The 23781-nt window shown below is 64.2% G+C and carries 32 protein-coding genes and 1 pseudogene; 18 read left to right on the top strand and 15 right to left on the bottom strand.

Annotated features, from left to right (window positions below; genetic code table 11):
• Window positions 1-14: 14 nt before the first annotated feature.
• On the bottom strand, window positions 15-194 hold the full coding sequence (rpmF, locus tag VGN68_RS14745) for a 50S ribosomal protein L32 (RefSeq protein WP_088439508.1): 180 nt from the start codon (window positions 192-194) through the stop codon (window positions 15-17).
• A 325-nt stretch (window positions 195-519) separates the two neighbouring features.
• Here rpmF and VGN68_RS14740 point away from each other — a divergent pair, with 325 nt between their 5' ends.
• On the top strand, window positions 520-960 hold the full coding sequence (locus VGN68_RS14740) for an MAPEG family protein (RefSeq protein WP_327477538.1): 441 nt from the start codon (window positions 520-522) through the stop codon (window positions 958-960).
• A gap of 125 nt (window positions 961-1085) precedes the next feature.
• Here VGN68_RS14740 and VGN68_RS14735 read toward each other — a convergent pair whose 3' ends face one another.
• Window positions 1086-1754, bottom strand: coding sequence for an MBL fold metallo-hydrolase (locus tag VGN68_RS14735; protein WP_327477537.1), 669 nt, complete (start codon window positions 1752-1754; stop codon window positions 1086-1088).
• 84 nt (window positions 1755-1838) lie between these two features.
• Here VGN68_RS14735 and VGN68_RS14730 point away from each other — a divergent pair, with 84 nt between their 5' ends.
• On the top strand, window positions 1839-2144 hold the full coding sequence (locus tag VGN68_RS14730) for a YdeI/OmpD-associated family protein (protein ID WP_327477536.1): 306 nt from the start codon (window positions 1839-1841) through the stop codon (window positions 2142-2144).
• Window positions 2145-2150: 6 nt separating this feature from the next.
• On the opposite strand, the gene VGN68_RS14725 is transcribed toward VGN68_RS14730, so the two are convergent.
• The 3 genes from VGN68_RS14725 to VGN68_RS14715 are packed head-to-tail and all read right to left on the bottom strand — an operon-like array spanning window position 2151 to window position 4109.
• Window positions 2151-2726: a retropepsin-like aspartic protease gene (locus VGN68_RS14725; RefSeq protein WP_327477535.1), complete on the bottom strand. Its 576-nt coding sequence runs from the start codon at window positions 2724-2726 to the stop codon at window positions 2151-2153.
• Between the two features lie 35 nt (window positions 2727-2761).
• On the bottom strand, window positions 2762-3349 hold the full coding sequence (locus VGN68_RS14720; protein WP_327477534.1) for a hypothetical protein: 588 nt from the start codon (window positions 3347-3349) through the stop codon (window positions 2762-2764).
• 31 nt (window positions 3350-3380) lie between these two features.
• Window positions 3381-4109 carry a folate-binding protein gene (locus VGN68_RS14715; protein WP_327477533.1) on the bottom strand — a complete coding sequence of 243 codons (729 nt, stop codon included), beginning with the start codon at window positions 4107-4109 and terminating at the stop codon, window positions 3381-3383.
• 59 nt (window positions 4110-4168) lie between these two features.
• On the opposite strand from VGN68_RS14715, the gene pyrC reads away from it, so the two are divergent.
• On the top strand, window positions 4169-5191 hold the full coding sequence (pyrC, locus tag VGN68_RS14710; RefSeq protein ID WP_327477532.1) for a dihydroorotase: 1023 nt from the start codon (window positions 4169-4171) through the stop codon (window positions 5189-5191).
• A gap of 142 nt (window positions 5192-5333) precedes the next feature.
• Here pyrC and rarD read toward each other — a convergent pair whose 3' ends face one another.
• Window positions 5334-6251 (bottom strand): EamA family transporter RarD, encoded by a 918-nt coding sequence (rarD, locus tag VGN68_RS14705; protein ID WP_327477531.1) that lies wholly within the window; start codon window positions 6249-6251, stop codon window positions 5334-5336.
• Between the two features lie 28 nt (window positions 6252-6279).
• A complete protein-coding gene (locus VGN68_RS14700) occupies window positions 6280-6501 on the bottom strand; it encodes a hypothetical protein (RefSeq protein WP_293704331.1) in 222 nt (73 codons plus the stop codon).
• A gap of 181 nt (window positions 6502-6682) precedes the next feature.
• On the opposite strand from VGN68_RS14700, the gene VGN68_RS14695 reads away from it, so the two are divergent.
• From VGN68_RS14695 to VGN68_RS14680, 4 genes are all read left to right on the top strand, one after another.
• Complete coding sequence (locus VGN68_RS14695; protein ID WP_327477530.1) at window positions 6683-7078, top strand: glycine zipper 2TM domain-containing protein; 396 nt, start codon at window positions 6683-6685, stop codon at window positions 7076-7078.
• A 181-nt stretch (window positions 7079-7259) separates the two neighbouring features.
• Window positions 7260-7808, top strand: a complete 549-nt coding sequence (locus tag VGN68_RS14690; RefSeq protein WP_327477529.1) for a GNAT family N-acetyltransferase — start codon at window positions 7260-7262, stop codon at window positions 7806-7808.
• Complete coding sequence (locus VGN68_RS14685) at window positions 7808-8248, top strand: DUF1330 domain-containing protein (protein WP_327477528.1); 441 nt, start codon at window positions 7808-7810, stop codon at window positions 8246-8248. Before VGN68_RS14690 ends, VGN68_RS14685 begins: the two co-directional genes overlap by 1 nt.
• An 86-nt stretch (window positions 8249-8334) precedes the next feature.
• A complete protein-coding gene (locus VGN68_RS14680) occupies window positions 8335-9087 on the top strand; it encodes a hypothetical protein (protein ID WP_327477527.1) in 753 nt (250 codons plus the stop codon).
• Window positions 9088-9161: 74 nt separating this feature from the next.
• Here VGN68_RS14680 and VGN68_RS14675 read toward each other — a convergent pair whose 3' ends face one another.
• Window positions 9162-9344 carry a CsbD family protein gene (locus VGN68_RS14675; protein WP_293700930.1) on the bottom strand — a complete coding sequence of 61 codons (183 nt, stop codon included), beginning with the start codon at window positions 9342-9344 and terminating at the stop codon, window positions 9162-9164.
• A gap of 142 nt (window positions 9345-9486) precedes the next feature.
• Between VGN68_RS14675 and VGN68_RS14670 the strand changes: the two genes are divergently transcribed.
• Window positions 9487-9936 carry a hypothetical protein gene (locus VGN68_RS14670; RefSeq protein ID WP_327477526.1) on the top strand — a complete coding sequence of 150 codons (450 nt, stop codon included), beginning with the start codon at window positions 9487-9489 and terminating at the stop codon, window positions 9934-9936.
• Between the two features lie 7 nt (window positions 9937-9943).
• Here VGN68_RS14670 and VGN68_RS14665 read toward each other — a convergent pair whose 3' ends face one another.
• Genes VGN68_RS14665 through thiS form a run of 3 tightly spaced genes read right to left on the bottom strand, consistent with a single transcriptional unit; the run spans window position 9944 to window position 11776 of the window.
• Complete coding sequence (locus VGN68_RS14665; RefSeq protein ID WP_327477525.1) at window positions 9944-10795, bottom strand: amidohydrolase family protein; 852 nt, start codon at window positions 10793-10795, stop codon at window positions 9944-9946.
• Window positions 10796-10799: 4 nt separating this feature from the next.
• Window positions 10800-11570: a thiazole synthase gene (locus tag VGN68_RS14660; protein ID WP_088440596.1), complete on the bottom strand. Its 771-nt coding sequence runs from the start codon at window positions 11568-11570 to the stop codon at window positions 10800-10802.
• Entirely contained in the window at window positions 11567-11776 is a 210-nt protein-coding gene (gene thiS, locus VGN68_RS14655) for a sulfur carrier protein ThiS (protein WP_327477524.1), read from the bottom strand. The genes VGN68_RS14660 and thiS overlap by 4 nt, the downstream gene beginning before the upstream one ends.
• Before the next feature lie 75 nt (window positions 11777-11851).
• Here thiS and VGN68_RS14650 point away from each other — a divergent pair, with 75 nt between their 5' ends.
• The 4 genes from VGN68_RS14650 (at window position 11852) to VGN68_RS14635 (ending at window position 15737) form a co-directional block, all read left to right on the top strand.
• On the top strand, window positions 11852-12292 hold the full coding sequence (locus VGN68_RS14650) for a type II 3-dehydroquinate dehydratase (protein WP_327477523.1): 441 nt from the start codon (window positions 11852-11854) through the stop codon (window positions 12290-12292).
• A gap of 70 nt (window positions 12293-12362) precedes the next feature.
• Window positions 12363-12851: an acetyl-CoA carboxylase biotin carboxyl carrier protein gene (gene accB / locus VGN68_RS14645; protein ID WP_327477522.1), complete on the top strand. Its 489-nt coding sequence runs from the start codon at window positions 12363-12365 to the stop codon at window positions 12849-12851.
• 7 nt (window positions 12852-12858) lie between these two features.
• Window positions 12859-14220, top strand: a complete 1362-nt coding sequence (accC, locus tag VGN68_RS14640; protein WP_327477521.1) for an acetyl-CoA carboxylase biotin carboxylase subunit — start codon at window positions 12859-12861, stop codon at window positions 14218-14220.
• Between the two features lie 158 nt (window positions 14221-14378).
• On the top strand, window positions 14379-15737 hold the full coding sequence (locus VGN68_RS14635) for a L,D-transpeptidase family protein (protein ID WP_327477520.1): 1359 nt from the start codon (window positions 14379-14381) through the stop codon (window positions 15735-15737).
• A 110-nt stretch (window positions 15738-15847) separates the two neighbouring features.
• On the opposite strand, the gene VGN68_RS14630 is transcribed toward VGN68_RS14635, so the two are convergent.
• Window positions 15848-16579 (bottom strand): murein L,D-transpeptidase catalytic domain family protein, encoded by a 732-nt coding sequence (locus tag VGN68_RS14630; protein WP_327477519.1) that lies wholly within the window; start codon window positions 16577-16579, stop codon window positions 15848-15850.
• A gap of 244 nt (window positions 16580-16823) precedes the next feature.
• Between VGN68_RS14630 and VGN68_RS14625 the strand changes: the two genes are divergently transcribed.
• Genes VGN68_RS14625 through VGN68_RS14615 form a run of 3 tightly spaced genes read left to right on the top strand, consistent with a single transcriptional unit; the run spans window position 16824 to window position 20141 of the window.
• On the top strand, window positions 16824-19031 hold the full coding sequence (locus VGN68_RS14625; protein WP_327477518.1) for a TonB-dependent siderophore receptor: 2208 nt from the start codon (window positions 16824-16826) through the stop codon (window positions 19029-19031).
• A 51-nt stretch (window positions 19032-19082) separates the two neighbouring features.
• On the top strand, window positions 19083-19763 hold the full coding sequence (locus VGN68_RS14620) for a Fe2+-dependent dioxygenase (RefSeq protein WP_327477517.1): 681 nt from the start codon (window positions 19083-19085) through the stop codon (window positions 19761-19763).
• Between the two features lie 33 nt (window positions 19764-19796).
• The gene (locus tag VGN68_RS14615) at window positions 19797-20141 is read left to right on the top strand and encodes an ArsC/Spx/MgsR family protein (protein WP_327477516.1); all 345 of its coding nucleotides are present in this window, start codon (window positions 19797-19799) and stop codon (window positions 20139-20141) included.
• 111 nt (window positions 20142-20252) lie between these two features.
• Here the strand turns inward: VGN68_RS14615 and VGN68_RS14610 are convergent, their stop codons facing one another.
• Both VGN68_RS14610 and recF read right to left on the bottom strand, forming a co-directional pair.
• Window positions 20253-20477 (bottom strand): hypothetical protein, encoded by a 225-nt coding sequence (locus VGN68_RS14610; protein WP_327477515.1) that lies wholly within the window; start codon window positions 20475-20477, stop codon window positions 20253-20255.
• A gap of 167 nt (window positions 20478-20644) precedes the next feature.
• Complete coding sequence (gene recF, locus VGN68_RS14605; RefSeq protein WP_327477514.1) at window positions 20645-21754, bottom strand: DNA replication/repair protein RecF; 1110 nt, start codon at window positions 21752-21754, stop codon at window positions 20645-20647.
• Between the two features lie 342 nt (window positions 21755-22096).
• Between recF and VGN68_RS14600 the strand changes: the two genes are divergently transcribed.
• The 3 genes from VGN68_RS14600 to VGN68_RS14590 all read left to right on the top strand — a co-directional run bounded on the left by VGN68_RS14600 (window position 22097) and on the right by VGN68_RS14590 (window position 23130).
• A complete protein-coding gene (locus VGN68_RS14600; protein ID WP_327477513.1) occupies window positions 22097-22225 on the top strand; it encodes a hypothetical protein in 129 nt (42 codons plus the stop codon).
• Window positions 22226-22285: 60 nt separating this feature from the next.
• Complete coding sequence (locus VGN68_RS14595; protein WP_327477512.1) at window positions 22286-22615, top strand: PspC domain-containing protein; 330 nt, start codon at window positions 22286-22288, stop codon at window positions 22613-22615.
• 185 nt (window positions 22616-22800) lie between these two features.
• The gene (locus VGN68_RS14590; protein WP_327477511.1) at window positions 22801-23130 is read left to right on the top strand and encodes a hypothetical protein; all 330 of its coding nucleotides are present in this window, start codon (window positions 22801-22803) and stop codon (window positions 23128-23130) included.
• 158 nt (window positions 23131-23288) lie between these two features.
• Here the strand turns inward: VGN68_RS14590 and VGN68_RS14585 are convergent.
• Window positions 23289-23781: pseudogene (locus tag VGN68_RS14585) on the bottom strand (DNA-directed RNA polymerase subunit beta'); the annotation flags it as partial.

Here is a 23781-nt window from a genome sequence, read left to right as displayed (position 1 = left end):
GCTCCGGCTAGGGGTCAGGCGCCGACCGACACCACTTCGCGGCCATTATAATGGCCACAGGCGCTGCACAGATTGTGCGGGCGCTTCAGTTCGCCGCAATTGGGGCATTCCTGAAAGGCTTCAACCTTCAGGCTGTCGTGGCTGCGACGCATACCGCGCTTCGAGGGCGAGGTTTTTCGCTTGGGAACGGCCATTTTATTTCCTGCATTCTCAATAGTGTGTCACGAATCGGCTACCCGGATTTGTCATCGCCGTTACCGGAAATGACTGGCCCGCCCGCCGTGCGAAACGCTGTTCCTGCCGCGTATTGGCCTGAAAATCGTCCGCCGAAGGGTGCCTCAACGCCAGAAGGTGTCGGGTGCCGGATCGGGCGGGGCTATAGCGTTTTTGCCCGCAAAGGCAAGCCCTGTGGATGACAATGCGCAGGCAAGAAGCGTTGCCCTTGCCGATCGTCCAGCGCGATGCCACACAACGGCGAGCGCCGGGCGACAACAGCCGCGGCCGAAATGGGGGACGCATATGATAATCTTGCCGATCAGCCTGACGATTGCTGCCGGAGCGGCGCTGCTCAACCTCTGGCTGTCGATCCGCGTCGGCCGGGTGCGGACCAAGGAAAAGGTTTTCATCGGCGATGGCGGCAACGAACTGGTGACGCGGCGGATGCGGGCCCACAGCAATTTTGTCGAAAACACCGCCTTTGTGCTGATCCTGCTCGCGCTTGTCGAGCTCGGCTTGGGGTCGTCGATGTGGCTGTGGGGCGTCGGCGCGCTGTATCTGGTCGGGCGCATCCTGCACGCGGTCGGCATGGACGGCATGATGTGGGGGCGCATGGCCGGGACAATCATCACCATGCTGACGCAGCTTGGTCTGGCGCTCGGGGCGCTGGCGATCGTCTATCTGACACCGGTGAGTGTCACGACGACAGAGATCCAGGAAACGACGGTGGTGGCACCGAAATGATCCTCATCCCTCCCGCTTGCGGGAGGGGCAGCGAGACTTGCGAGCTTGCTCGTTAGTCGCAGCGGGGTGGGCCATTGCGACGTCGCTGCCCACCCCCAGCCCCTCCCGCAAGCGGGAGGGGAGACTTAGGCCGCCCCCAACGCCATATCGCCCACAAACGGGTTCGTCCGCCGCTCGTGCGCAAAATTGCTGTGCGCGCCATGTCCGGGCAGAAAGGTCGTATCGCCGCCGAGTGGCCACAATTTCTGCGTAATCGAATCGAGCAACTGCTGGTGATTGCCGCGCGGAAAGTCGGTGCGGCCGATCGACCCTTGAAAAATCACGTCGCCAACAATCGCTAGTTTCGACGGCGCATGGTGGAACACGACATGCCCCGGCGTGTGACCGGGACAATGGATGACGTCTATAATCAGATTGCCGACGGTGACCGTGTCGCCGTCGACCAGCCAGCGATCGGGCTCGAACACCTCGCCGACCATCCCGAACCGCGCGCCATCCTCGGCAAACTGCTCGATCCAGAAGCGGTCGTCCTCATGTGGTCCCTCGATTGGCACGCCCAGCTCCTTCGCCAGCATCCCCGCTTGCCCGCAATGGTCCATATGGCCGTGGGTCACCAAGATCTTCTCGACCTCGACCCCGGTCTGGCGCACCGCATCCTTCAGCTTGGGCAGGTCGCCACCGGGATCGACAAAGGCCGCCTTGTTGGTTTCAGTGCACCACAAAAGGGTACAATTCTGCTGAAAGGCGGTGACCGGCACGATCGCCGCGCGCATCGGGGGGTTGGGAGCGTTCATGCCGGTGATGTGGGGAAATCGAACCGAAATGGCAAGCGGCGGCAGATTTGACCCGCCGACCCGGCCCGTTTATTCCTTCGCGCCATGACAGACGCCTTTCTCCATGGCACCGTGCACGTCGCAGGCGACGATATGCAGGCGGCTCTGATGTCCGATGCGGCGGCGTTGGCGCTGTGGCAAAGCTTGACCCCCCTCGGCCGCAACGAGTTCATCTGCTGGGTCGACGACGCCAAGCAAGCGAAAACGCGCGAGCGCCGGATCGAGCGGACGCGCGAGGAATTGCACGAGGGGAAAAAGCGCCCCTGTTGCTGGGCGGGGTGCATCCACCGCACCGACAAGCCGCCGAGCCGCTGGCAGCAGGCGGTTCTGATCGACAAGAAAGCGAAGTAGCGCGCCTCAGCGCAGCGTCATCGTGTCGCCTTCGACATTCACCGCGGCGAGCCGCGACAAATAGCTTTGCCCGAGCAACGATACGCCCATGTCGGCGTCGACCACCGCGGCTTCGACGCGCCGGACTTCCAGCCCGTCGATGTCGACGCTGTCGAGCATCACGGTGCGCATCGGGACGTCGCCGCCGGCAGTGCGCGCCGTGCCCGTGATCGGCAGGCGGTCAACGTCGATGCCGATCGCTTCGGCATCGCGGCGGGTCAGCGCGACAATCGACGCGCCGCTGTCGACCATCACGCGAATGTTGGTGCCGTCGATGTCGGCATCGGCGTAAAAATGCGAATCGCCTGCGCGGCTGAGCAAAGCCTCGCCCGACGAGACCGACGCGCCGGACTGCGCGGCGGCCTCAGCCGCCGCCGCCGACTGGTCCTGGCGCAGCTTGTGCGTTGTCCAATTGTCGTGATTGCCCGCAATCGCGGCGGTCGTTTCGACAGCATCGTCGGCCGCCGAACGGCTGGCGACTCCCGCCATGCCGATCGAAACCGCCGCAATGATTGCCGCCAGACCAAGAAAACGCCCCAACATGGTGCCGCTTGTCGCAGCTTAGGGTTGGGGATTGGTTAAGCGGCGGGCTGTTCGATGAACGCCCGCCAAGTCGGCGTATCGCCGCGAATGCTGTAGGCGATCCGCGCGCAGGCATAGGGACGACCCGCCCGATTGTCCGCATCGGCGGCCGTCGTGGGCCATTGGCCGGTGGCACCATCCGCCGACCAGCATACCAGCGCCTCAGCCTCCTGCCCGGCTTCAATCGCGGCGCGCTCGGCGGCGTTCATCGACGCGGGTGCACTCCAGCCCAATATCGCGCGATGGGTAGAGCCCTTTGCGACCAAAGCGAGGCGGAACGGACTGTTGCTGCCCCGCAGCAATTCCGCCACCCGCGCGCGATCCCCGGCAGACAGCCATTGTCCGCCCAGCAGCGGCGCCCAGCGCGCCTCATCGCCCGACCGTAACGCCGCCGCCAGATCGTCGGCGGCTGCGGCAAAGCGCGGCGTCCATGCCGAGTCGGCAGCAAGCGGGACGAGCCGCGCCGGCGGTGCAGGCGCTTCGGTCTCGACCGCCAGCAGCGAAGCGGGCGCGCCTGCCTCTATGGCAAGGGCGGGCGTGGCAATGGCGGCGACCAGCGCCGAAGAAATCAGGAGAGCGCGCATGGCCGGACCATAGCAGACATCGCCGCGCCTGTCAGGCGTCCGACGGCACCAGTGCACTGCGCATCCAAGGCGGTGCATGAACAGCGTCGGTGCTCTCGACCCGGCGATGCTCGACCGACCAGCCAAGCTGGGGATAGGCGATCACCTGGCGCTTTTCATCGGCCTCGGCGATCGGCACGACGACCAGCCGCCGATTGACCTTTTGCCGCCAGTTCATGCGCGCCGTATTCTCCTGCCCCACGTAACAGCCCTTGGTAAAGCTGACCCCGTTGAGTTCGGCAGCATTGCATTCGAGCCACAGGGTCGTGCCATCACCCAGCTCGGCGCGCCCTTCGGTGACCCCGAGCGCCAGCCGGTGCGCGCGCCAGGCGTCATCCGCGCCCACATCGCCTTCCGCCGGAGCCAGCCAGCGCCAGCCAAGTTCGGGCAGCCGTGGATCGACCACCCCGACATCTCCCCCCGGTGCCCAATGGACGCACAGATCGGGCTCGCGCTCGATCGTAATCGCGCGGCGGAGGCGGTATAGCGTCAACCGTTTGGCCAGATCGCCCGCGGAATCGCGCTCGCAATCGATCAGGATGTCGTCGCCATCCGCCCAGAGCAGAAAATCGAACAACGCCTTGCCCTGCGCGCTGAGCAGGGCCGCCCACACCGGCAGGTCGCCCGCAGTGTCGTTGGTGACCAGACCTTGCAGAAAGCCGCGGACATCGTCCCCCGACAGACGGATGAGCGCGCGGTTGATCAGGGTGGTATTGGCCATGGCGATAATCTAGGGACGCGGCAGCCAAAACCAAGCACCCATTTCTTCGCGAGACCCGCATGACCTACCGCCTGACGATCCGCCGCCCCGACGACTGGCACGTGCATCTGCGCGACGGGGCGATGCTGACCCATGTCGCGCGCTACACCGCGCGCCAGTTTGCCCGCGCGATCGTCATGCCCAATTTGTCACCACCGGTGACCACCGCCGAGGAAGGCCGCGCTTACCGCGACCGGATTAACGCCGCGGTACCCGCCGAACTCGATTTCACCCCGCTGATCGTTGCCTATCTGACCGACGCCACCGACGCCGACGAGATTGCACGCGGCCATGCCGAGGGTGTCTTTACCGCCGCCAAGCTCTATCCCGCCCACGCCACCACCGGCAGCGCGCATGGCGTGACCGACGTCGCAAAGATCATGGGTGTGCTCGAACGGATGCAGGACATCGGCATGCCGCTGCTGATCCATGGCGAAGTTACCGATCATGACGTCGATATCTTTGACCGCGAGGCGGTGTTCATCGAGCGCACCCTGGAACCGCTCGTCCGCGCCCTGCCCGACCTCAAGATCGTGTTCGAACATATCACGACGGCGGAGGCGGCGCAGTTCGTCGCGGGCGCGCCCGCCAATGTCGCGGCGACAATCACCCCGCAGCACTTGCATATCAACCGCAATGCGATGCTGGTCGGCGGCATCCGCCCCCACGCCTACTGCCTGCCCGTCGCCAAGCGCGAGCATCACCGGCTGGCAGTGCGCGCGGCCGCGACGTCGGGCTCACCCAAATTCTTCCTCGGCACCGACAGCGCGCCACACGCCGTTCACACCAAAGAAGCGTCGTGCGGCTGCGCGGGCATCTTCAACGCCCCGTTCGCGCTGGAAAGTTACATCACCGCGTTCGATCAGGATGGCGCGCTCGACCATTTCGAAGGCTTTGCCAGCGAACATGGGCCGCGCTTTTACGGCCTGCCACTCAATGATGGCACGGTCACGCTGGAGCGGGGCGAAACAGTGGTTCCCGAGACGATCGGCGATGTCGTTCCGTTCCATGCCGGTGAGACTCTGGGTTGGCGCATCGTCTAACGATCCTCCCTGTGGCGCAGCAATGGGGAGGTGGCAGCGCGTAGCGCTGACGGAGTGGCCATGGCGCGACGTCGCTGCCCCTCCACCATCGCCTGCGGCGACGGTCCCCCTCCCCATCGCTGCGCGACAGGGAGGATCAAACTCAGGCCACCGCGACCATCCGCTCGGCGCGCATCTTGCGCCACATATCAAAGCTGAACACCGCAATGCTGATCCAGATCAGCAGGAAGCAAAACAGCTGCGCCGGCTTGAGCGGCTCGCCAAACACGAACAGCCCGAGCAGGAAAACGATGCTGGGCGCCAGATACTGGACAAACCCCAGCGCCGCATAGCTCATCCGCCGCGCCGCGGTCGCGAACAGCAACAGCGGCACCGCGGTCACCACCCCTGCCGCTGCGAGCAGCCAGCTGATTTCGACATCCGACCCAAAGCCGCGCCCATCGCCGATCCACAAATAATAACCCGCCGCGGCCGCCGACAGCGGCAACAGCAAAGTCGTTTCGATCGCCAGCCCCGGCAGCGACCCAACCGGCACGACCTTACGGATCAGCCCATAAGTGCCGAAACTGAGCGCCAGCGTCAGGCTGATCCACAAGGTGTCGAGCGCGCCCGCGAGCAGGATCGCAACGCCGATCGCCGCGATGACTACCGCCGCCCCCTGCAACCGCGACAATCGCTCGCCCAGAAAGATCATGCCCAGCAGCACATTGACCAGCGGGTTGAGATAATAGCCCAGGCTCGCCGCGAGCACATGGTCGGTAAATACCGCATGGATATAGACCAGCCAGTTGAGCGCGATCAGCAGCGAACTGGCGAGCAACAGCCGCAGCACGCGCCAATCCTTCAGCGCCGCCAGATATTCGCCGATCTGGCGCCGGAACGCCATGATCACGAAGCAAAGTGGCAGCGACCAGACGATGCGCTGCGCCAGCACTTCGACCGACGGCACCGTCTCCAGCAGCTTGAAAAACAGCGGAACAAAACCCCAGATTGCATAAGCACCCAGCGCATAGGGCAAGCCGCGCTGCGGGCTCGCCGCGGGGGCGGTGGGCTGGTTCATAAACGGAGCTCTGCCTTTCGGCCGCAGATCAGATAATGCCGCCGCCCAGCATCAGGCGAATGACGCCTATGACGATCACAACGATGTTCAAATTGCGCCCGCTGGTACTGCTCGACATCGCGCCGAGCGCCAACCCGACGACAGCAAAGGGAACGATGACCCAATTGGCCCATCCGAGTAGAGGGATGAAAGCAAAAACGGCCAAAACCAGGGCAATGGCGCCGATGACGAGCGAGGCGATGTTTAGCATCTGGCCGTTGTCGCACGCCGCCCCCGCCGCCGCAAGAGCCTTTCGGTTCATCGTCGATAACACTCGCTTCGTCTTGTTGCCCCGCGTTCATGCAACGGGTTCCGGGGCTGGCTCGTTTTCCTTGTCGAAGCGCCCAGTATCGTCGTCCGGTACAAGGCGCGAAACCAGGAAAGGATTTACGATGCGCAATTTGAACAAAGGCCTCATGGGCGCGTTGGCCGCCGCCAGCGTCGCGCTGACCGCCCCGGCCTATGCCGGCATCAGCGCCCCGACGAAGGCCGAAGGCTTTCACCAGTTGGAGTTGGACCAGTCGAGCAGTTTCTACGACCGCGACAAGCGCCGCTATCGCGATCAGCGCGTCCATGCCAACACCCGCGTTTGGCGTGACCGCAACGGCCGGTATCGCTGCAAGAAGGACAATGGCACGACCGGCCTGCTCATCGGCGGCGCCGTTGGTGGCTTGGCCGGCAACGAAATCGCCGGCCGCGGCGACAAGCTGCTTGGCACCGTGATCGGCGCTGGCGCTGGCGCCCTGCTTGGCCGCGAGATTGACCGCGACAAATATCGCTGCCGCTAAGCGATAGAGCTACCGTCTCGATTGCGGGTCCGAGACCCCTCCGCCCGCAAACGTAGATGGAAGAGGGCGTCGACCTGGTCGTCGGCGCCCTCGACCGCGTGCGCGATCCCCGCACGCTTGCCCCTTGCCCGGCCCGGCCGCTTGCCGCAAAAGCCTCTCCTGCTTCCGGGAGAGGATCATCATGTTAAACGGCCCGCTGCTCGTTACTGAGCGTCTCATCCTGCGCCCGCCCGCGACCGAGGATTTCGACGCCTTCGCCGAAATGTGCGCCGAGCCCGACACCATGCAATTTATTGGCGGCACCTGCCCGCGCGCCGCGGCGTGGCGTATCTGGTGTACGCTGGCCGGGGCGTGGCACATCCGCGGCTTTTCGATGTTCTCGGTCATCGAGCGCGAAAGCGGCGAATGGGTGGGCCGCCTTGGCCCGTGGGAGCCCGACGGCTGGCCGGCCCCGGAAATCGGCTATGGTGTCCGTGCCAAATTTGCCGGCAAGGGCTATGCCTTTGAAGGCTGCGTCGCCGCTTGCGATTTTGCCGTCGAATTTCTGAAATGGCCCGAACTGATGCACAGCATCGATCCCGCCAACACGCGCTCGCAAGCCTTGGCGGCCCGGCTGGGCGCGACGAACAGCGGCCCCACCCGCCTGCCCGCACCGTTCGAGGATGCGCCCGTCGACGCCTGGACGCAGAGCGCCGATGCCTGGCGGGTGAAGCGCAAGGAGTTCCTCTGATGGCCGACCAGCATATCGACCCCGAACGCGTGCAATTCGACGCGTTCAAGGCGCTGCCGCGCGACACAGTGATCCACATGCTCAACCTCGTCCGCTTCAAGGCCGCAGCGACCTATCCTGCTGATCATCCGCTGGCCGCGGACGCGCTGACGGGCGCCGAAGCCTATGCCCATTATGGCGCCGACAGCGGCCCGGTGTTCCACCGCGTCGGCGGCCGCATCGTCTGGCGCGGCACGATGGAAGCGATGGTGATCGGCCCCGATGCCGAGCATTGGGACGCGATGTTCATCGCCGAATATCCGACCAGCGCCGCCTTCATGGAAATGGTGACCGACCCGGTCTATCGGCAGGCCGTGATCCACCGCCAGGCGGCGGTCGAAACCTCGCGGCTGATCCGCTGCAACCCAAAAGCGTCTCGCTCCGGCACAGGTTTCGGCTAACAAACTGTTACCCGTTAACGCATTTTCTTTGCGCCTTTTTAACCAGGATCGGGCAATCCGGGTCAAAGATTAAGGGAGTGTTAGCGATGATGTTGCGCGGAAAATGGCTGGTTACCGGCCTGCTGATGGCGGCGGCACCGCTCGCCGGGTGCCGGGACAATCCCGAAGCAAAGTCCGAACTCGCCCCGCTCGACGACGGGCTGACCAATGCCGACCCCGCGGTCAAGGGCGCGCTTGAAGACAAGATCATGGTCGACCCCAAGCTCGCGGGACAGGCGAACCAGAATGCCGTCGGTCCGGGCAATCGCCCCGTCGATGGCGGCGTTCCCGGCGTCGCGGGCGGCAAGGCCGCGACGGTCGCCGAAGCCGCTGCTGCGCTCAAGGCGGGCAAGCTGCTTGCCGCGCCCAGGGCGCTTCCGATGGAAGCGGATTGTGATGGCTGCGAAGCCAAACCGCGCCCCGTCACGATCGGCGCGCTCGCGCGCGACCAACAAAAGGGCGGCGGCTGCGACGCCAAGCTGACCTATGGCAACGCCTGGGCCGATCGCCTGCCCGCGGCATTCAAGGTCTATCCGCGCGCCACGCTGCGCGAAGCCGCGGGCGTTGCAGGCGGCAAGTGCAACATCCGCGTCGTCAATTTCCAGACCGCCGCGTCGATCCAGGGCGTGTTCGATTATTATCACACGATGGCGATCCGCGCTGGCTACACCAGCGACCACCGCGTCAACGGCAACGAACATATGCTGGGCGGCACCAAGGGCGACCTCGCCTATGTCATCATGGCGCGCCGCGACGGCGGCATGACCGACGTCGATCTGGTCGCCTCGGGCGGAAAGTAGGCCATCTTGCGATCGCGCAACAAAAAGGCCCCGGTTTCCCGGGGCCTTTTCTTTTAGCAAAAAGGACGGTCGCGTCAGACTTTGTCGCCGAGCGCGCCCTTGACCTTGCCCTTCAAATTCTGGGCTTCGCCTTTGCGCTCCTGCGCAATGCCTTCGCCGGTCAGGCGATCGTTGTCGGTCGCCTTGCCGATCGCCTGCTTGGTGTTGCCGATCGCTTCGTTGGCGAGGCCCTTTGCCTTGTCGGTGAGTTCACCCATGGAAAATCTCCTTGCTCTTGGCCGAGGCAATAGCACCTCTTGCCTGACCAACGAGCCGCCGCGCCAGATGTTCCCGGCGCCCGGCAAATCGCTGCGAAAAAAGGGTAATTGACCTGCCCCGCAAATGAGATTGCATGGCGCCATGATATTTTCGCGCCCTGCCCTGATCGCCGCGACCGCACTGCTGCTTGCCCCCGCGACTCTCGCCCAGCCCGCCCCGAACAGGGTCGCCGCGCAACCCCAACTGCGCGGTCTGACAGCCGAAGAAGCGGCGGCGCTGATCGCAAAAGTCGCCGATGCGCAAGCGAAGTTAAAGAGCGGTGAGCCGGTCGTTTTCGAGTTGCTATCCGGCGCGCCCGCATTTTATCCGATGACGCGCACGGCTCCCCGCGACGCATTTCTCCGCCTGCCGCTCGCCAAGACGTTCAGCGTCGAGCGCGAAGCGACCGATAACAAGCTGTGGCAGCCCTATCGCTTGATCGTGCTGCCCGATGGCCCCGGCAAATTGCTGTGGGATCTCGAAGTGGTGCTGGGCATCAATGGCCAGATCGAACGCATCGAAATGCTCTACCGCCCGCCCGCGCCCTTCTGATTTGAGCCTAAGGCTTCAATCCCATCAGATCGCGCGCATTCTCATAACGAATTTTCGCCTTTTCGGCGGGGGTGATGTCGAGCCTGTCCAGCGCATCGAGTGTCTGTTTCAGCGAGAATTGCGGGTGGTCCGACCCGATTAATATGCGATCGATCCCGACATTGCGCATCGTCCAGATAAACTCTTCCTCGATCGGCGCGTCGGCGACGAGCGTCACCGTCGCCGAAATGTCGAAATAGATATTGTTACCGAACAACCCTTCCGCCGTGCGCGCCATTTTCAGGATGTTCCAGAAGCGGAAGTTCAACCCGCCCATATGCGCAAACACGAACTTCGTCTTTGGCGCCCCTAGCGCGAGGTTGAACAGCTTTTCGCTGTCGCCGCCGGGGACGATATTCGCATTGTCGATGACGACCGCGATGCCAAGATCGCCGGCGCGCCGGACCAGCGCCAGCACACGTGGGTCAGCGGGATCGAACTTCTGCGTATGCGGTTGGATCTTCAGCAGCTTCACACCAAGTCCGGCAACACGCTGCAACTCGTCCAGCGCCGCGGCGCCGTCGTAGGGATGGGCCGTCGCGATCGGCACCATGGTCGGGTGCTTCGCCGCCAGCGCAAGCAGCGCATCGTTGCGGGCGCGGATGTCGTCGGGGTTGCCTGCGAGCGCTTGGTTCGGCCCGCCGAACCACATGCCACCGAAAGCCGCAACCGTCAGTCCAGCGGCCTTCACCTGCGCCTCATAGTCCGCGATCGACTTTTCGCCATTCCACAGATGGACATGGCTATCGATCGGCGCCTGCGCGGTCGCGATATGGGGAACGGCCAGCAGGACGGCGGCCAGCAACGGCGCGATTTTCATGGCGCTAGATCAGCCCGGCCAGCGGGCTCGACGGGTCGGCATATTTGCGCAGCCCCATGCGGCCCGACAGATAGGCATCGCGCCCCGCCTCGACCGCCAGCTTCATTGCGCGCGCCATGCGGATCGGATCCTTCGCCTCGGCGATCGCGGTGTTCATCAGCACGCCGTCGCAGCCGAGTTCCATTGCCACCGCGGCATCGCTCGCCGTGCCCACACCCGCGTCGACCAGCACCGGCACCGAGGCGCCCTCGACGATCAAGCGGATCGTGACGCGGTTCTGGATTCCCAGCCCCGACCCGATCGGCGCGCCCAGCGGCATCACCGCAACGGCGCCTGCATCCTCCAACTGCTTTGCGGCGATCGGATCATCGACGCAATAGACCATGGGCAGGAAACCTTCCTTGGCCAGCACCTCGGTCGCTTCCAGCGTCTCGCGCATATTGGGGTACAGCGTCTTCGCCTCACCCAGCACCTCCAGCTTCACCAGATCCCAGCCCCCCGCCTCGCGCGCCAGCCGCAGCGTGCGGATCGCATCGTCGGCGTTGAAGCAGCCCGCGGTGTTGGGCAGGTATGTGATCTTCTTGGGATCGATGTAATCGGTGAGCATCGGCGCGGTCGGGTCCGACACATTGACGCGGCGCACCGCGACGGTGACGATCTCCGCCCCCGACGCCGCGACCGCCGCCGCATTTTGCTCAAAATCCTTATATTTGCCGGTCCCGACAATCAGCCGCGACGTGAATGTCCGTCCGGCAACGCTCCAAGTGTCGGTCAACAACCGCCTCCCACAAAATGGACAATTTCGAGCGCATCGCCCTCGGCGAGCGCCACTGCCGCCAGCGTCGAGCGCGGCACGATTTCGCGATTGCGCTCGACCGCCACCTTTTTGACGTCGAGACCCAGCGAGGCGACGAGGTCGGCAATGCTGCCTTCACGGACCTGCCGCGCTTCGCCGTTGAGCATGATCGAAATCACCGCCATTCCCGCCTTGCTTTGCCTTTTGCCGAGCAGCCCATATAGGGGGAGCGTCCCCTGCCGCAACCGAAAGCCCCCGAATTGACCGACAAGCCGACCGTTTTTGTCCTCTCCGGCCCCAACCTGAATCTGCTCGGCACGCGCGAGCCGGAGATTTATGGGCATGACACGCTCAACGACATCCACGCGCGGCTGGAAGCGCAGGCCGCCGAGCTTGGTCTGCGTCTCGAATGCCGCCAGACCAATCACGAGGGCGTGCTGATCGACTGGCTGCACGAGGCCTATGTCGCGGGCGCCAAGGCGGTGCTGCTCAACGCGGGCGGCTACACCCACACCTCGATCGCGCTCCACGACGCGATCAAGTCGATCAAGGTGCCGGTGATCGAGGTCCATCTGTCGGACCCGATGCAGCGCGAGCCGTTCCGCCACATCAGCTATGTCGGCATGGCGGCGGTGGCGCATTTTGCAGGCCATGGCGCGAACAGCTATACGCTGGCGCTGGACGCCGCCGCGCGTCTCTGACAAGAGGGCGCATCAAAAACGGGGTCTGAGCGTCCTGATCAATGGACGCCGCAACAACAGGAAAATTCTCATGGGTGACCATAAAGACGATGGCATCAATATCGATCCGGCCTATGTGCGCGCGCTCGCCGAGCTGCTCGACGACACCAGCCTTACCGAAATCGAAGTCGAGGACGGCGATCGCAAGGTCCGCGTCGCGCGCAAGGCTGCTGTCGCGGCAGCGCCCGTGGCCTATGCCCCCGCCCCCGCCCCCGCCCCCGCACCGGCGCCAGCCGCCGCCGCTCCGGCGGCCCCCGTCGCGGCTGCCCCCGCCGCGGCAAGTTTCGCCGATGCGGTGAAATCTCCAATGGTCGGCACCGTTTATCTGTCGCCCGAACCCGGCGCACCGAATTTCGCGACCATCGGCTCGGCCGTGAAAGAAGGCGATACCGTCCTGATCATCGAGGCGATGAAGGTGATGAACCCGATCGTCGCCCCCGCATCGGGCGCGCTGACGGGTGTGCATGTCGAAAACAGCCAGCCGGTCGAGTTCGACCAGCCGCTGTTCACCATCGCCTGAGCTTCCCATGCCGATTGAAAAACTTCTGATCGCCAACCGCGGCGAGATCGCGCTGCGTATTCACCGTGCGTGCCATGAAATGGGCATCAAGACCGTCGCGGTCCATTCCACCGCCGACGCCGATGCGATGCACGTCCGCCTCGCCGACGAAGCGGTCTGCATCGGCCCGCCCGCGGCGAAGGACAGCTATCTCAACATCCCCGCGATCATCTCGGCCGCCGAGATCACCGGGGCTGACGCGATCCATCCGGGCTATGGTTTCCTCTCGGAAAACGAGCGCTTCGCCGAAATTATCGAAGCGCATGACATGATCTTCGTCGGGCCGAAGCCGGAACATATCCGTACCATGGGCGACAAGGTCGAAGCGAAGCGCACCGCGGTCGCGCTGGGTCTGCCGGTCGTTCCGGGTTCGCCCGGCGCGGTCACCTATGGCGACGAATGCCGCAAGATGGCGGAAGACATCGGCTATCCGGTGCTGATCAAGGCCGCATCGGGCGGCGGCGGCCGCGGCATGAAGGTCGTTCCAGACGCGGACAGCCTCGAAAGCCTGATGGGTCAGGCCTCATCCGAAGCCGCCGCGGCATTTGGCGATCCCACCGTCTATATGGAAAAATATCTCGGCAACCCGCGCCACATCGAATTTCAGGTGTTCGGCGATGGCCGCGGTACGGCAATCCACCTCGGCGAGCGCGACTGCTCGCTTCAGCGCCGCCACCAGAAGGTGCTCGAAGAAGCCCCCTCGCCGATTATCTCGGCCGAAGAGCGCGCGCGCATGGGCAAGGTGTGCGCCGACGCGATGGCCGCGATGCAATATCGCGGCGCGGGGACGATCGAATTCCTGTGGGAAAATGGCGAGTTCTTTTTCATCGAAATGAACACGCGCATCCAGGTTGAGCATCCGGTGACCGAAATGATCACCGGCTTTGACCTGGTCCGCGAACAGATTCGCGTCGCGGGCGGCCGCGACCTGTCGGTCAAACAGGAAGACTTGGAGTTTCGCGGCCATGCGATGGAATGCCGCATCAACGCCGAAGACCCGCGCACTTTCATGCCCTCGCCCGGCAAGGTCACCAATTATCACGCGGCCGGCGGCATGCATGTGCGCGTCGATAGCGGGCTGTACGCCGGCTATTCGATCCCGCCCTATTACGACAGCATGATCGGCAAGCTGATCGTTTATGGCCGCACGCGCGAAAGCTGCATGATGCGGATGCGCCGCGCGCTGGAGGAAATGGTGATTTCGGGGGTCAAGACAAACATCCCGCTGCACCAGGCGCTGCTCGCCGATCCCGATGTGATCAACGGCGATTACACGATCAAATGGCTGGAAGACTGGCTCGCGCGGCAGGATGCGGAGGCGAAAGCCTGATTCAACATCGTCGCCCCGGCGGAGGCCGGGGTCTCACCGGCTGTTTCTGACGCACCGCCGATATCCCGGCCTCCGCCGGGATTTCGGGAAAATAGGTGCGCCCAGCTGTGCGCCACCTCACTTTAACTCCCCGGCATTATTGGCTATGGGCTTTAACCATGGTCAAAAACTCCCCCATCTCCGCGCGCCACGCCGCAACCTTTCTCCTTCCGCTGAGCCTGCTCGCGACGCCTGCCCTTGCGCAAACCGCGGTGAAGGAGGATTCAGTTATCCTTCAGCCCGACAAGGTCGCCGACGATGCGCCCGTTGTCGCCGCGACGATCGCGATGCCCAGTTGGAGCGAAGAAAACGCCACCGCGCTGCTCAGCAGCATCGAAAAAATCGGCGCCGAGGGACTGTTCGCCAAGGATTATAATCCCGACGCGCTGGCCGCCGCCATCCTGGCAGGCGATCAGGCGCGGCTCGACAAGCTCGCGACCGACACCTTCCTGCTCCTCGCGACGCATCTGCGCGACGGACGCACGCCCAATGCCGCGCGCAAACAATGGTTCATGGTCGATAGCGACGCCGATGCCGAACCCCTGCTGCCGCTGCTCGAGACTGCGCTGAACGCCGGGTCGATCCGCGAAACGCTCGCCGCGCTCAACCCCGTCCACCCGGATTTTGCGGTGCTCAAGGCCGCGCTGGCTAAGGCCAAGGCGCCTGCGGACGCCAATGCGATTCGCGTCAACATGGAACGCTGGCGCTGGATGCCGCGCGCGCTGGGCGACCGCTACGTCGTCAGCAACGTCCCCGAATATATGACCCGCGTCGTCCACGGCGGCACCGTCATTGCGACGCACAAGGCCGTCGTCGGCAAACCATCGACCGCAACGCCGCAGCTGAATCCGATGGCGACCGGAATCATCGTCAACCCGAACTGGACGCTGCCGCGCAGCATCATCAACGAAGGGATTGGCGCCACCATCGCGCGCAACCCCGCAGCCGCCCGCGCGCAGGGCTATACCTGGACGGGCAGCGGCAAAACGCTGTCGGTGGTGCAGAAGCCGGGGCCGAACAATGCGCTTGGCGTGATGAAGATGGAAATGCTCAACGAACACGCCATTTACCTGCACGATACCCCGTCAAAGGCCGCGTTCAACGCCGCCGCCCGCGCCTTCAGCCATGGCTGCATCCGCACCGAACGCGCGCTGCATTTCTCGGGCCTGATGGCGGTGATGTTTGCCGGCCAGAGCCCTGAAGCCTTTGGCGAAGCAATCGCCAGCGGCAAGACGACGCGCTTCGGCTTTGAAAATCCCTTCCCCGTCTATGTCGCCTATTGGACCGTGATTCCTGACGGCAAGGGCGGCACCAAAAAGCTCGCCGATCTTTACGGCCGCGACGCGCCGGTGGTGGCCAGCTTCGCCAAGCCCGGCCGCCCCACCGCCGCAATCATCGCCCCGGTCACGCCGCCGGTGGTGCCGACGGTCGAAACCACCGCCCGCGTCACAACGCCGGGGACTTCGGGGATTTACTGAACGGCGTCCGCTGCGGAACAGAAAGCGAGATTATTGAATCTTCATGCCGAACTTGTTTCGGCATGACGTGATTTGGCGGGCCACTCACCGCCCCACACCGATGTTGCGCCTCAATCCGCTGTGGTCGGAAACGTCCCGTTGACCGAACCCGCACGGCGGATATTGTCAGCGACCGGTGGCAGCTGGAATGGCGCCGGCACCGGCGGCATCTCGCTCAGCCGGTCGGCGAACAGCAGCCGCCCCGGCCCCAGCTTGTAAAGGATCATCGGCAACAGCTCTTCGCCGAACACGAAGCAGCCTTCGCTCCGCCCCAGCTTGCCCTGCGTCGCGATCAGCGACGGGTCGGCGTACCAGGCGCCATGCACCACGATCGCGCGGACGTCGGCATTATTGTTGTCAGGTTCCAGCCCCGCGAGCCGCATCGACGATCCGTTCGCGCCCCAATAATAGTCGCTGGTGCGATACGCACCGCGCGAGGTCGCGAGACTGCCGACACGATTCGAAAAGCTTTTCAGCCAGCCGTCATGCTGCGGGTCCGACCCGCGGCCGTGGGTGACCGGGAACATCTCGATCTTGCCTGCCACCATATCGACCAGCGCAAAGCGCGGACGCGCCGACGGCAGTCCGAAATCGACGATCCCAACCCGATCGGTTTGCGGGATGAAGCGGCTCTGCATCGCGATCTGCTTGCGCGCGACCGCCAGATAATCGACTGGCGGCGCCATCGGGGGTGTTGGCTGGCGAATCCAGTCGGGCAGTTGCGCGCGCACGGGCACGGCGGCGATGGCGCCTGCTCCCGCCAGTCCGGCCAGCATGGCCCTGCGATCAATCAATTTACTCACTTGGCTACCCGACCCCGCATTGGCCGCCTTTGGCGATCCCTCGACGATGCATAAGTCGGGCGTTGGCCGTGAAAGGCAAGCAGGTGGTTCCCGGTCATGCGGGCAAGTGTGGCATAATTGCCATGAACTGCAGGTTAAAGATAAAATCGCTGATTGGCGACGTCCTCGCCCACGAAATCGCACTTGCAAACCATTTGCAATATCACTAGCTCGCGTCCCATTATAAACGCCGAGGGGAGTTTTCGTGACCGCAGCATCTGTCCGCATGGCATTGATCGCCGCTGCCACTGGCGGCTTGGCAGCGATGCCGACACCTGCCTTCGCCGCCGACGAGGCTGCGAGTGCGAACGCGGACGTCGATTCCATCGTTGTCACCGGCTATGTGGCCCAGGGTCTGTCCGATCCGCGCAGCCCGCTGCCGCTGGTCGATACCCCCAACAGTGCCACCGTGGTGACCGATCAGCTGCTGGCCGAACAGGGCCGCCGCACCCTGCGCGATGCGTTGCGCAATATCACCGGCATCAGCTTTCAGGCGGGCGAAGGCAATCCGCCGGGTGGCGGTGACAGCTTCTCGATCCGCGGCTTTGCGGGCCGCGACGATGTTTATGTCGATGGGCTGCGCGACCCCGGCAATTATTTCCGCGACCCGTTCAACGCCGACCGCTTTGAAGTGACCAAAGGCCCAGCATCGGCGATTGCCGGACGTGGTAATATCGGCGGCTCACTCAACATCGTGTCGCGCCAGCCGCTGCTGGAAAACCAGCACGGCGCCGAACTTTCGGTCGGCACCGACCAGTATTTTCGCGGCACGATCGACAGCAACATCGTCCTTGACGAAGCGAACGGCATAGCCCTGCGCATCAACGCGGTGGCGCACCGCAATGACGAGGCTGGCCGCGACCGGGTCGATAGCAAGCGCTGGGGCGTCAACCCGGTGCTGGGCTTTGGTGTCGGCGGCGATACGATGGTGACCGCCGGTTATTTCTTTCTGACCCAGGACGATCTGCCCGATATGGGCATTCCCAACGCGCGCAATCGATCGCTGGCCGGATCGGGGTTCGAGGGCGCGCCGGTCCCACTCAATCGCCGCAATTTTTACGGCTATTCGACCGATTATCGCGATGTCGACACGCACATCGGGACGTTGATCGTCTCGCATCGGTTCAGCGACGCCGCAACGATCAGCAACAAGACACGCTGGGCGCAGACCGATTATGCCCAGTCGGCATCGTCGCCGCGCTTTGTCGGCAATGTCACCACCCTCGGCCCGACGACCGAAGGCGTCGGCAATCGCAAATTTCGCGATCAGCGCGACAAACTGTTCGTCAATCAGACCCAGCTCGAATTGACATTCGGCAGTGACACTTTCCGCCACAATGTCGTGGTCGGATTCGAATATGCCGACGAACTGACCCGCAATCGCCGCCAGCTTGATGCCGACGGCCCGCGATACAATCTATTCGACCCGGCGTTCCTCGCCGCGGCGCCGGTCGCCTATAATGGCACCACCGCGCGCATCGATATCGACACCAAAAGCCTCTATCTGTTCGATACCGTCGAACTCGGCGATCAATGGCGCATCGTCGGCGGCATCCGCCACGATTGGGTCGATACGCGGGTGCGCGGCATCGTCGACAGCGGCTTCACCGCGCCCGGCTTTGCCACCGACCTGTCGCGCGGTGACAGCGAATTCAGCGGCAACGCCGCGCTGGTATTCAAACCCAGCGCCAACAGCAGCCTCTATTTCGGCTGGGGCACCGCATTCGAACCGTCGGGCCGCGCCGAAATCGTCCAGCTGGCCGGCGGCAACAACAATGCGCCCGTCACCGCGGCGAACTTCAACGTCAAATCCGAACGCAGCCGTTCGTTCGAATTGGGCGGCAAGCTCGAATTGCCGGGCGGCTTGCTGCTCAGTGCCGCGCTGTTCGAAATCACCAAAACCAATGCCCGCACCCCCGGCGTCGATGCCGGCGATCCGCCGGTCGTCCTCGACGGGCGCCAGCGGATCCGCGGCATTGAACTTCAAGCGGCCGGAACGATCATGCCGGGCTGGGATATTTTTGCCGGTTACACCCACCTCGACGGCGAAGTGCGCGAGTCGAACATTCCGGTGCAGATTGGCCTGCCCCTCGACAACACGCCGCCGCACAGCGCGACGCTGTGGACATCGTTCGACGTCACCCCGGCGTTTCGTATCGGTGGCGGGGTACAATATAATGGCAAACGCCGCTCGGACATTCCGACCAGCCTGACCAGTGGCAATTTTGTCATTACCGTGCCGTCCTACACGGTGTTCGATGCCTTCGCCGAATACCGTTTGACCGCCAATGTAAAGCTGCGGGCGAACGTTTATAACATTGGCAACAGATATTATTTTCAGTCATTGGGCAGCGGTCAGTCGATCCCCGGCCCGGGCCGATCGGGCGTCCTGACCCTCGCGCTCGACTTTTGATGGCGATCCCCGGGGGTTGCGACGCTGCAATCCCCGGGGCATGACGCTGCCATGTATCTGGTCGTCGATAATGTCCTGACCGGCGATCCGCTCGCCCGCGCACAGGCGCTGCTGGCCGATGCACCTTGGTCCGATGGCCGCGTCACCGCCGGTTATCAATCGGCCGCGGTCAAACGCAACGAACAATTGCCCGAACGGCATAGCGTCACGCGCCAGTTGCAAGACATCGTCAACCCGGCGCTCGGCGCTTGCCTGCTGTTCCAGTCGGCCGCGCTGCCGCGGCAGATCTTTCCGCCGCTGTTCAATCGTTATGCGACCGGCCATGATTTCGGCACCCATATCGACAACGCCATCCGCCAGACTCCCGACGGGTTGGCGCTGCGCACCGATTTGTCGGCGACCCTGTTCCTGTCCGATCCCGACAGCTATGATGGCGGCGAGCTGGAGGTCGAGGATGGCAGCGCCGCGCAACGCTTCAAGCTCGCCGCCGGGTCAATGCTGCTCTATCCGGCGACCACCCTGCACCGGGTGACTCCGGTCACGCGCGGTGCACGTCTCGCCTGCTTTTTCTGGGTACAAAGCCTCGTCGCCGACGCCGCGCGCCGCGCCATCCTGTTCGACATCGACCTCGCGATCCAGTCGCTGCGGCCGCGCGTCGGCGATCAGGATCCTGCGCTGGTGGCGCTCACCGGTGCCTATCACAATCTGCTGCGCCAATGGGCACAGCCCTGACACCTGGCGCGCTCAGCCAAGGAAGGATCAACGATGAAAGCAACCATCTGGCACAATCCCGCCTGCGGCACGTCGCGCAAGACGCTGGCGATCCTGCAAGACACCCCTGGGATCGACCTCACGGTCGTCGAATATCTGAAACACCCTTATGCCGCAGACAAGCTGCGACAGCTGTTCGCCGCAGCGGGTCTCGCCGCGCGCGATGCGCTGCGGCTGCGCGGCACCGATGCCGAACAGCGCGGGCTGAAGGACGCGGACGAGGATGTCATCATCGCTGCAATGACCGCCAACCCCGCCTATGTCGAACGCCCGATCGTCGAGACCGACAAGGGCGTCCGGCTGTGCCGCCCGCAGGACCGGGTCCACGAAATTCTGTGAAGCCGCCCATGGTGGCGGTCTGGCCGGCACCGGCGACCTGATGCCGCAAAAAGCAGAGGGGCCGCGGACATTGTCCGCGGCCCCTCGCTATCACGCTAATCGCAGAACCGATTACGGGCTGGTCGGTTCGTCATCGCCGTCGGTCAGCAGCACGATGCCGACGATGATCCCGACGGCTGCGAGCGCCAGGAAGAGCCAGCTGTTTTCGCCTGCCAGCTCGCTCTCGCCTTCGACAGTCGAAACGGCGCGAGCGCTCTGCGCGGCCGAAGCGGCGACCGGCGCTGCGATCAGCGACGTCGCGGCAAGGCTAACCGCGGCTTTCTTGAAAAGATTCATGTTAAACTCCCTGGCTGGATATGCAGTGTGGATCGACCCGGTATCACGCTATTCTATTGTTCCACAGCCAAATTTATAGCGCCCTGAGGCCATATTGCAATGCAGCGCCGCATGGATTACGTCCTGAAAAACCGCCAGATCGGCGCAAACTAGATCGGCACGATGTACTAGCCCGCGGCGATCCGCCCCCCCGCAATGGCGAATCGCGTCACCGGTCCCGGCACGTCGGCGAAAAGCGCCGCCTCGGTCCCCGTCAGCCACGCCTGCCCTCCCTGCCCCGCCAACCGCGCATACAGCGCCGCGCGGCGCATCGGGTCCAAGTGCGCCGCGACCTCGTCGAGCAGCAGCACCGGCCGCCGCCCGCGCGCGCGCGCCACGCAGTCGCTATGCGCCAGCACCAGCGACAGCAGCATCGCCTTTTGCTCCCCCGTCGAACAGCGCGCCGCGGCGCGACCCGTCGCGGCGTGGACCGCGACCAGATCGTCACGGTGCGGCCCCGCCGTGGCGCGCCCCGCCGCCGCGTCAATCCGGCGGCGCCCGGCAAACAGCGCTTGCAGCGCCGTCCCGTCAAAAGGCGTCGTCCGCGCCGCGCCGTCGCTGTCGATCAGCGTCAGCAGCGGGCGGGCAAAGGGCGCGTCGGGCTGCCCGGCCAGTTCGATCGACAGCGCTGCCAGCGTGGTTTGCCGCGCCGCGTCCATCGCCGCGCCATGCTCCCCCAGCTGCGCCTCCAGGCTGGCCAGCCATCGCGGGTCGGCGCTGGACAGGTCGGCCAGCAATTTGCCGCGCGCGCGCAGTGCCGCTTCATATCGGTTGCTGTGCTGCGCATGCCGCGGGTCGAGCGCCAGCACCAGCCGGTCGAGAAAGCGCCGCCGATTGCCCGCGGTCTCGACGAACAGGCGGTCCATCGCCGGGGTCAGCCACAGCACCCCCATCCACTCGCCCAGCGACGCCGCCGCCGCCGGGCTGCCATTAATCCGCACGATCCGCCGCCCCGGGTGTGCGGGCTCAATCCCGGTACCCAGCGACACCGGCGCCAGATCATCGCCCGCCAGCACCTCGGCAAATACGGCGAAACCGCCGCTCGCGCCGTCGCGCACCATGTCGCTCAGTGCGGCGCGGCGCAGCCCGCGCCCCGGCGCCAGCAACGAAATCGCTTCCAATATATTGGTCTTGCCCGCGCCATTGTCGCCATAGAGCGCCACCAGCCCCGCCGCCGCGACCAGCTCCGCCCCGGCATGGTTGCGAAAATCGGTCAGCGAAAGGCGGGTCAGCGTCATCCTGTACGCCGCCTACCGCAGCTTGTCCGGCCGCGCCAGCCCGCTCCCTCTCGCAGGGCCACTCACGCCACCTTCTCGACCGTCATCCCGGCGAAGGCCGGGATCTCGCCATCGCGTCCTGGCGCATCCGGATGATCAGGTGCGGGCCAGACCCAACCGTCTCCGTGATTTTTTCCGCTCAGTGGGAAATCTCACCATTCAGATGGATATTTTGCAGCGAAATTATCGGTCGTCATCGTCAAAACCCCGCTGAACCGCCTATGAATGAAATTGGCACGGTCCCTGCATTACCTTTTGCATCCACCGGATGGTCCGGTTGGAACCGAAAAAAGGGAAATCATCATGGCACATTTCAACGTCGAATCGTTCAAAAGCTACGCAATCGCTGCGGTCGCCTCGCTTTATTGCTCGGTCATGTTCCTCGCGGTTGCTGGTCAAAATGGCGCGCAGGTCGGTTCGCTGGTCATCTGACCAGCGGCCACCTCCGCCTGCTCATAACGCCGGCCCCTGGCCGGGATGGAAAGGAAAGAAATGAAACAGGGTTTTCGCAAGAATCGTCGCGACGGGATGATCTTCGGCGTGTGCGCTGGGATGGCAGACCAGTTCGGCTTCGACGTCTTGTGGACGCGCGTCGGCTTTGTCGCCTTGACGCTGCTGGGCTTCGGCCTGCCACTGCTGCTGTACCTCGCCGTCGCGATCCTCGCGCCCTCAGGAGGCAGCATAAGGGCCGGACGCCTTTCAGGCGCAGCGCACCGGCCCGCACATTCCCAAGCAATCAAGGGCTCACCGGCCACCCCGGTGGGCCCTTTTCCATTTGGGGCGCTCGCGATCGAAAGGCTACGCTTGCCCCTTCACAGCTAGCAAAAACGGGGGGCGGTCAATCCCGCGCGACGCCAATCAGCGCCTCGGCTTCGCATGGCGCAATCGTGCAATGAGCGGCTTCCACCAATGCGGCAAGCACGGGACTTGTTTCCTCGCACGATTTCGGGTTTCTTCTTCGTCGATCGTGTCGATGAGCAGCGACTGCGGTAAACAGGATTGCACGAATGACGGCTCATTGGCGCCTTGAGGCAAAAACCATGCAGCCAAGGCAGGTTGCGCCAATGCTCGCCTCCGATGCGATCCGCTCGGCGGGAGGTTGGGTCGGCGAGGTTCATCCTTTCGGAGATTTTCAGCTCGTTGTTCACTTCGAAATCGCGGCCAGCCGGCGCCTGATGCTGGAGGAGGCATTCGCCGAGGCAGCGATCCTTATCTATTCAAACATATGGGAAGTGCCCGACAACTCGGGGGCGATCAGTGGCGCGATAACGATCGCGCTGATCCAGCCTGAGCATCCGTTATTTGGGCCTCTCGGGCGCCAGCCAGGCCCGCTATAGCATCGATAGCATTGGAACGGGCTCATCGCCCCCGAGCCAGCGACGACACGCAATTGCGACGGCCAGCAATAACTATGAGATAGTCGCGGCCAACGAAAAAGCCCCGCCGGATCGATCCAGCGGGGCTCATTTCTGTCAGCCAAAGGCGGAGGTGAAGCTTACGCTTCGCCCTCACCCTCCGGACGCTCTTCGACCATCACGTCATCGGTCGTGAAGTCTTCGCCCTGCACCTTGCCGAGCGGATCGTCGCCCATCGCGGCTTCCGGGCCTTGCGCCAGTTCGGCGGCATGCTCGGCGGCGGCGCTCGCCGGGGCGATCAGGTCGACCTGGCTTGCGGCGCGCATCGATGCGCGCAGCGCGGCATCCTTGCTCGACGCGGTGACGCGGACGCGGTTCATGGCAGCGCCGGTACCCGCCGGGATCAGGCGGCCGACGATGACGTTTTCCTTCAGCCCGATCAGCGAGTCGACCTTGCCCTGCACCGAAGCTTCGGTGAGCACGCGGGTCGTTTCCTGGAACGATGCCGCCGAAACGAAGCTGCGCGTTTGCAGCGACGCCTTGGTGATGCCCAGCAGGACCGGACGGCCCTCGGCAGGCACGCCATTCTTCGGCAGCTTGGCGTTATATTCCATCATCTCCAGATAATCGAGC

This window comes from Sphingopyxis sp., from assembly GCF_035998965.1.
Lineage (GTDB): Bacteria > Pseudomonadota > Alphaproteobacteria > Sphingomonadales > Sphingomonadaceae > Sphingopyxis.
Note: the sequence above shows the minus strand (reverse complement) of the source record. Positions and strands in the feature narration are given on the sequence as shown.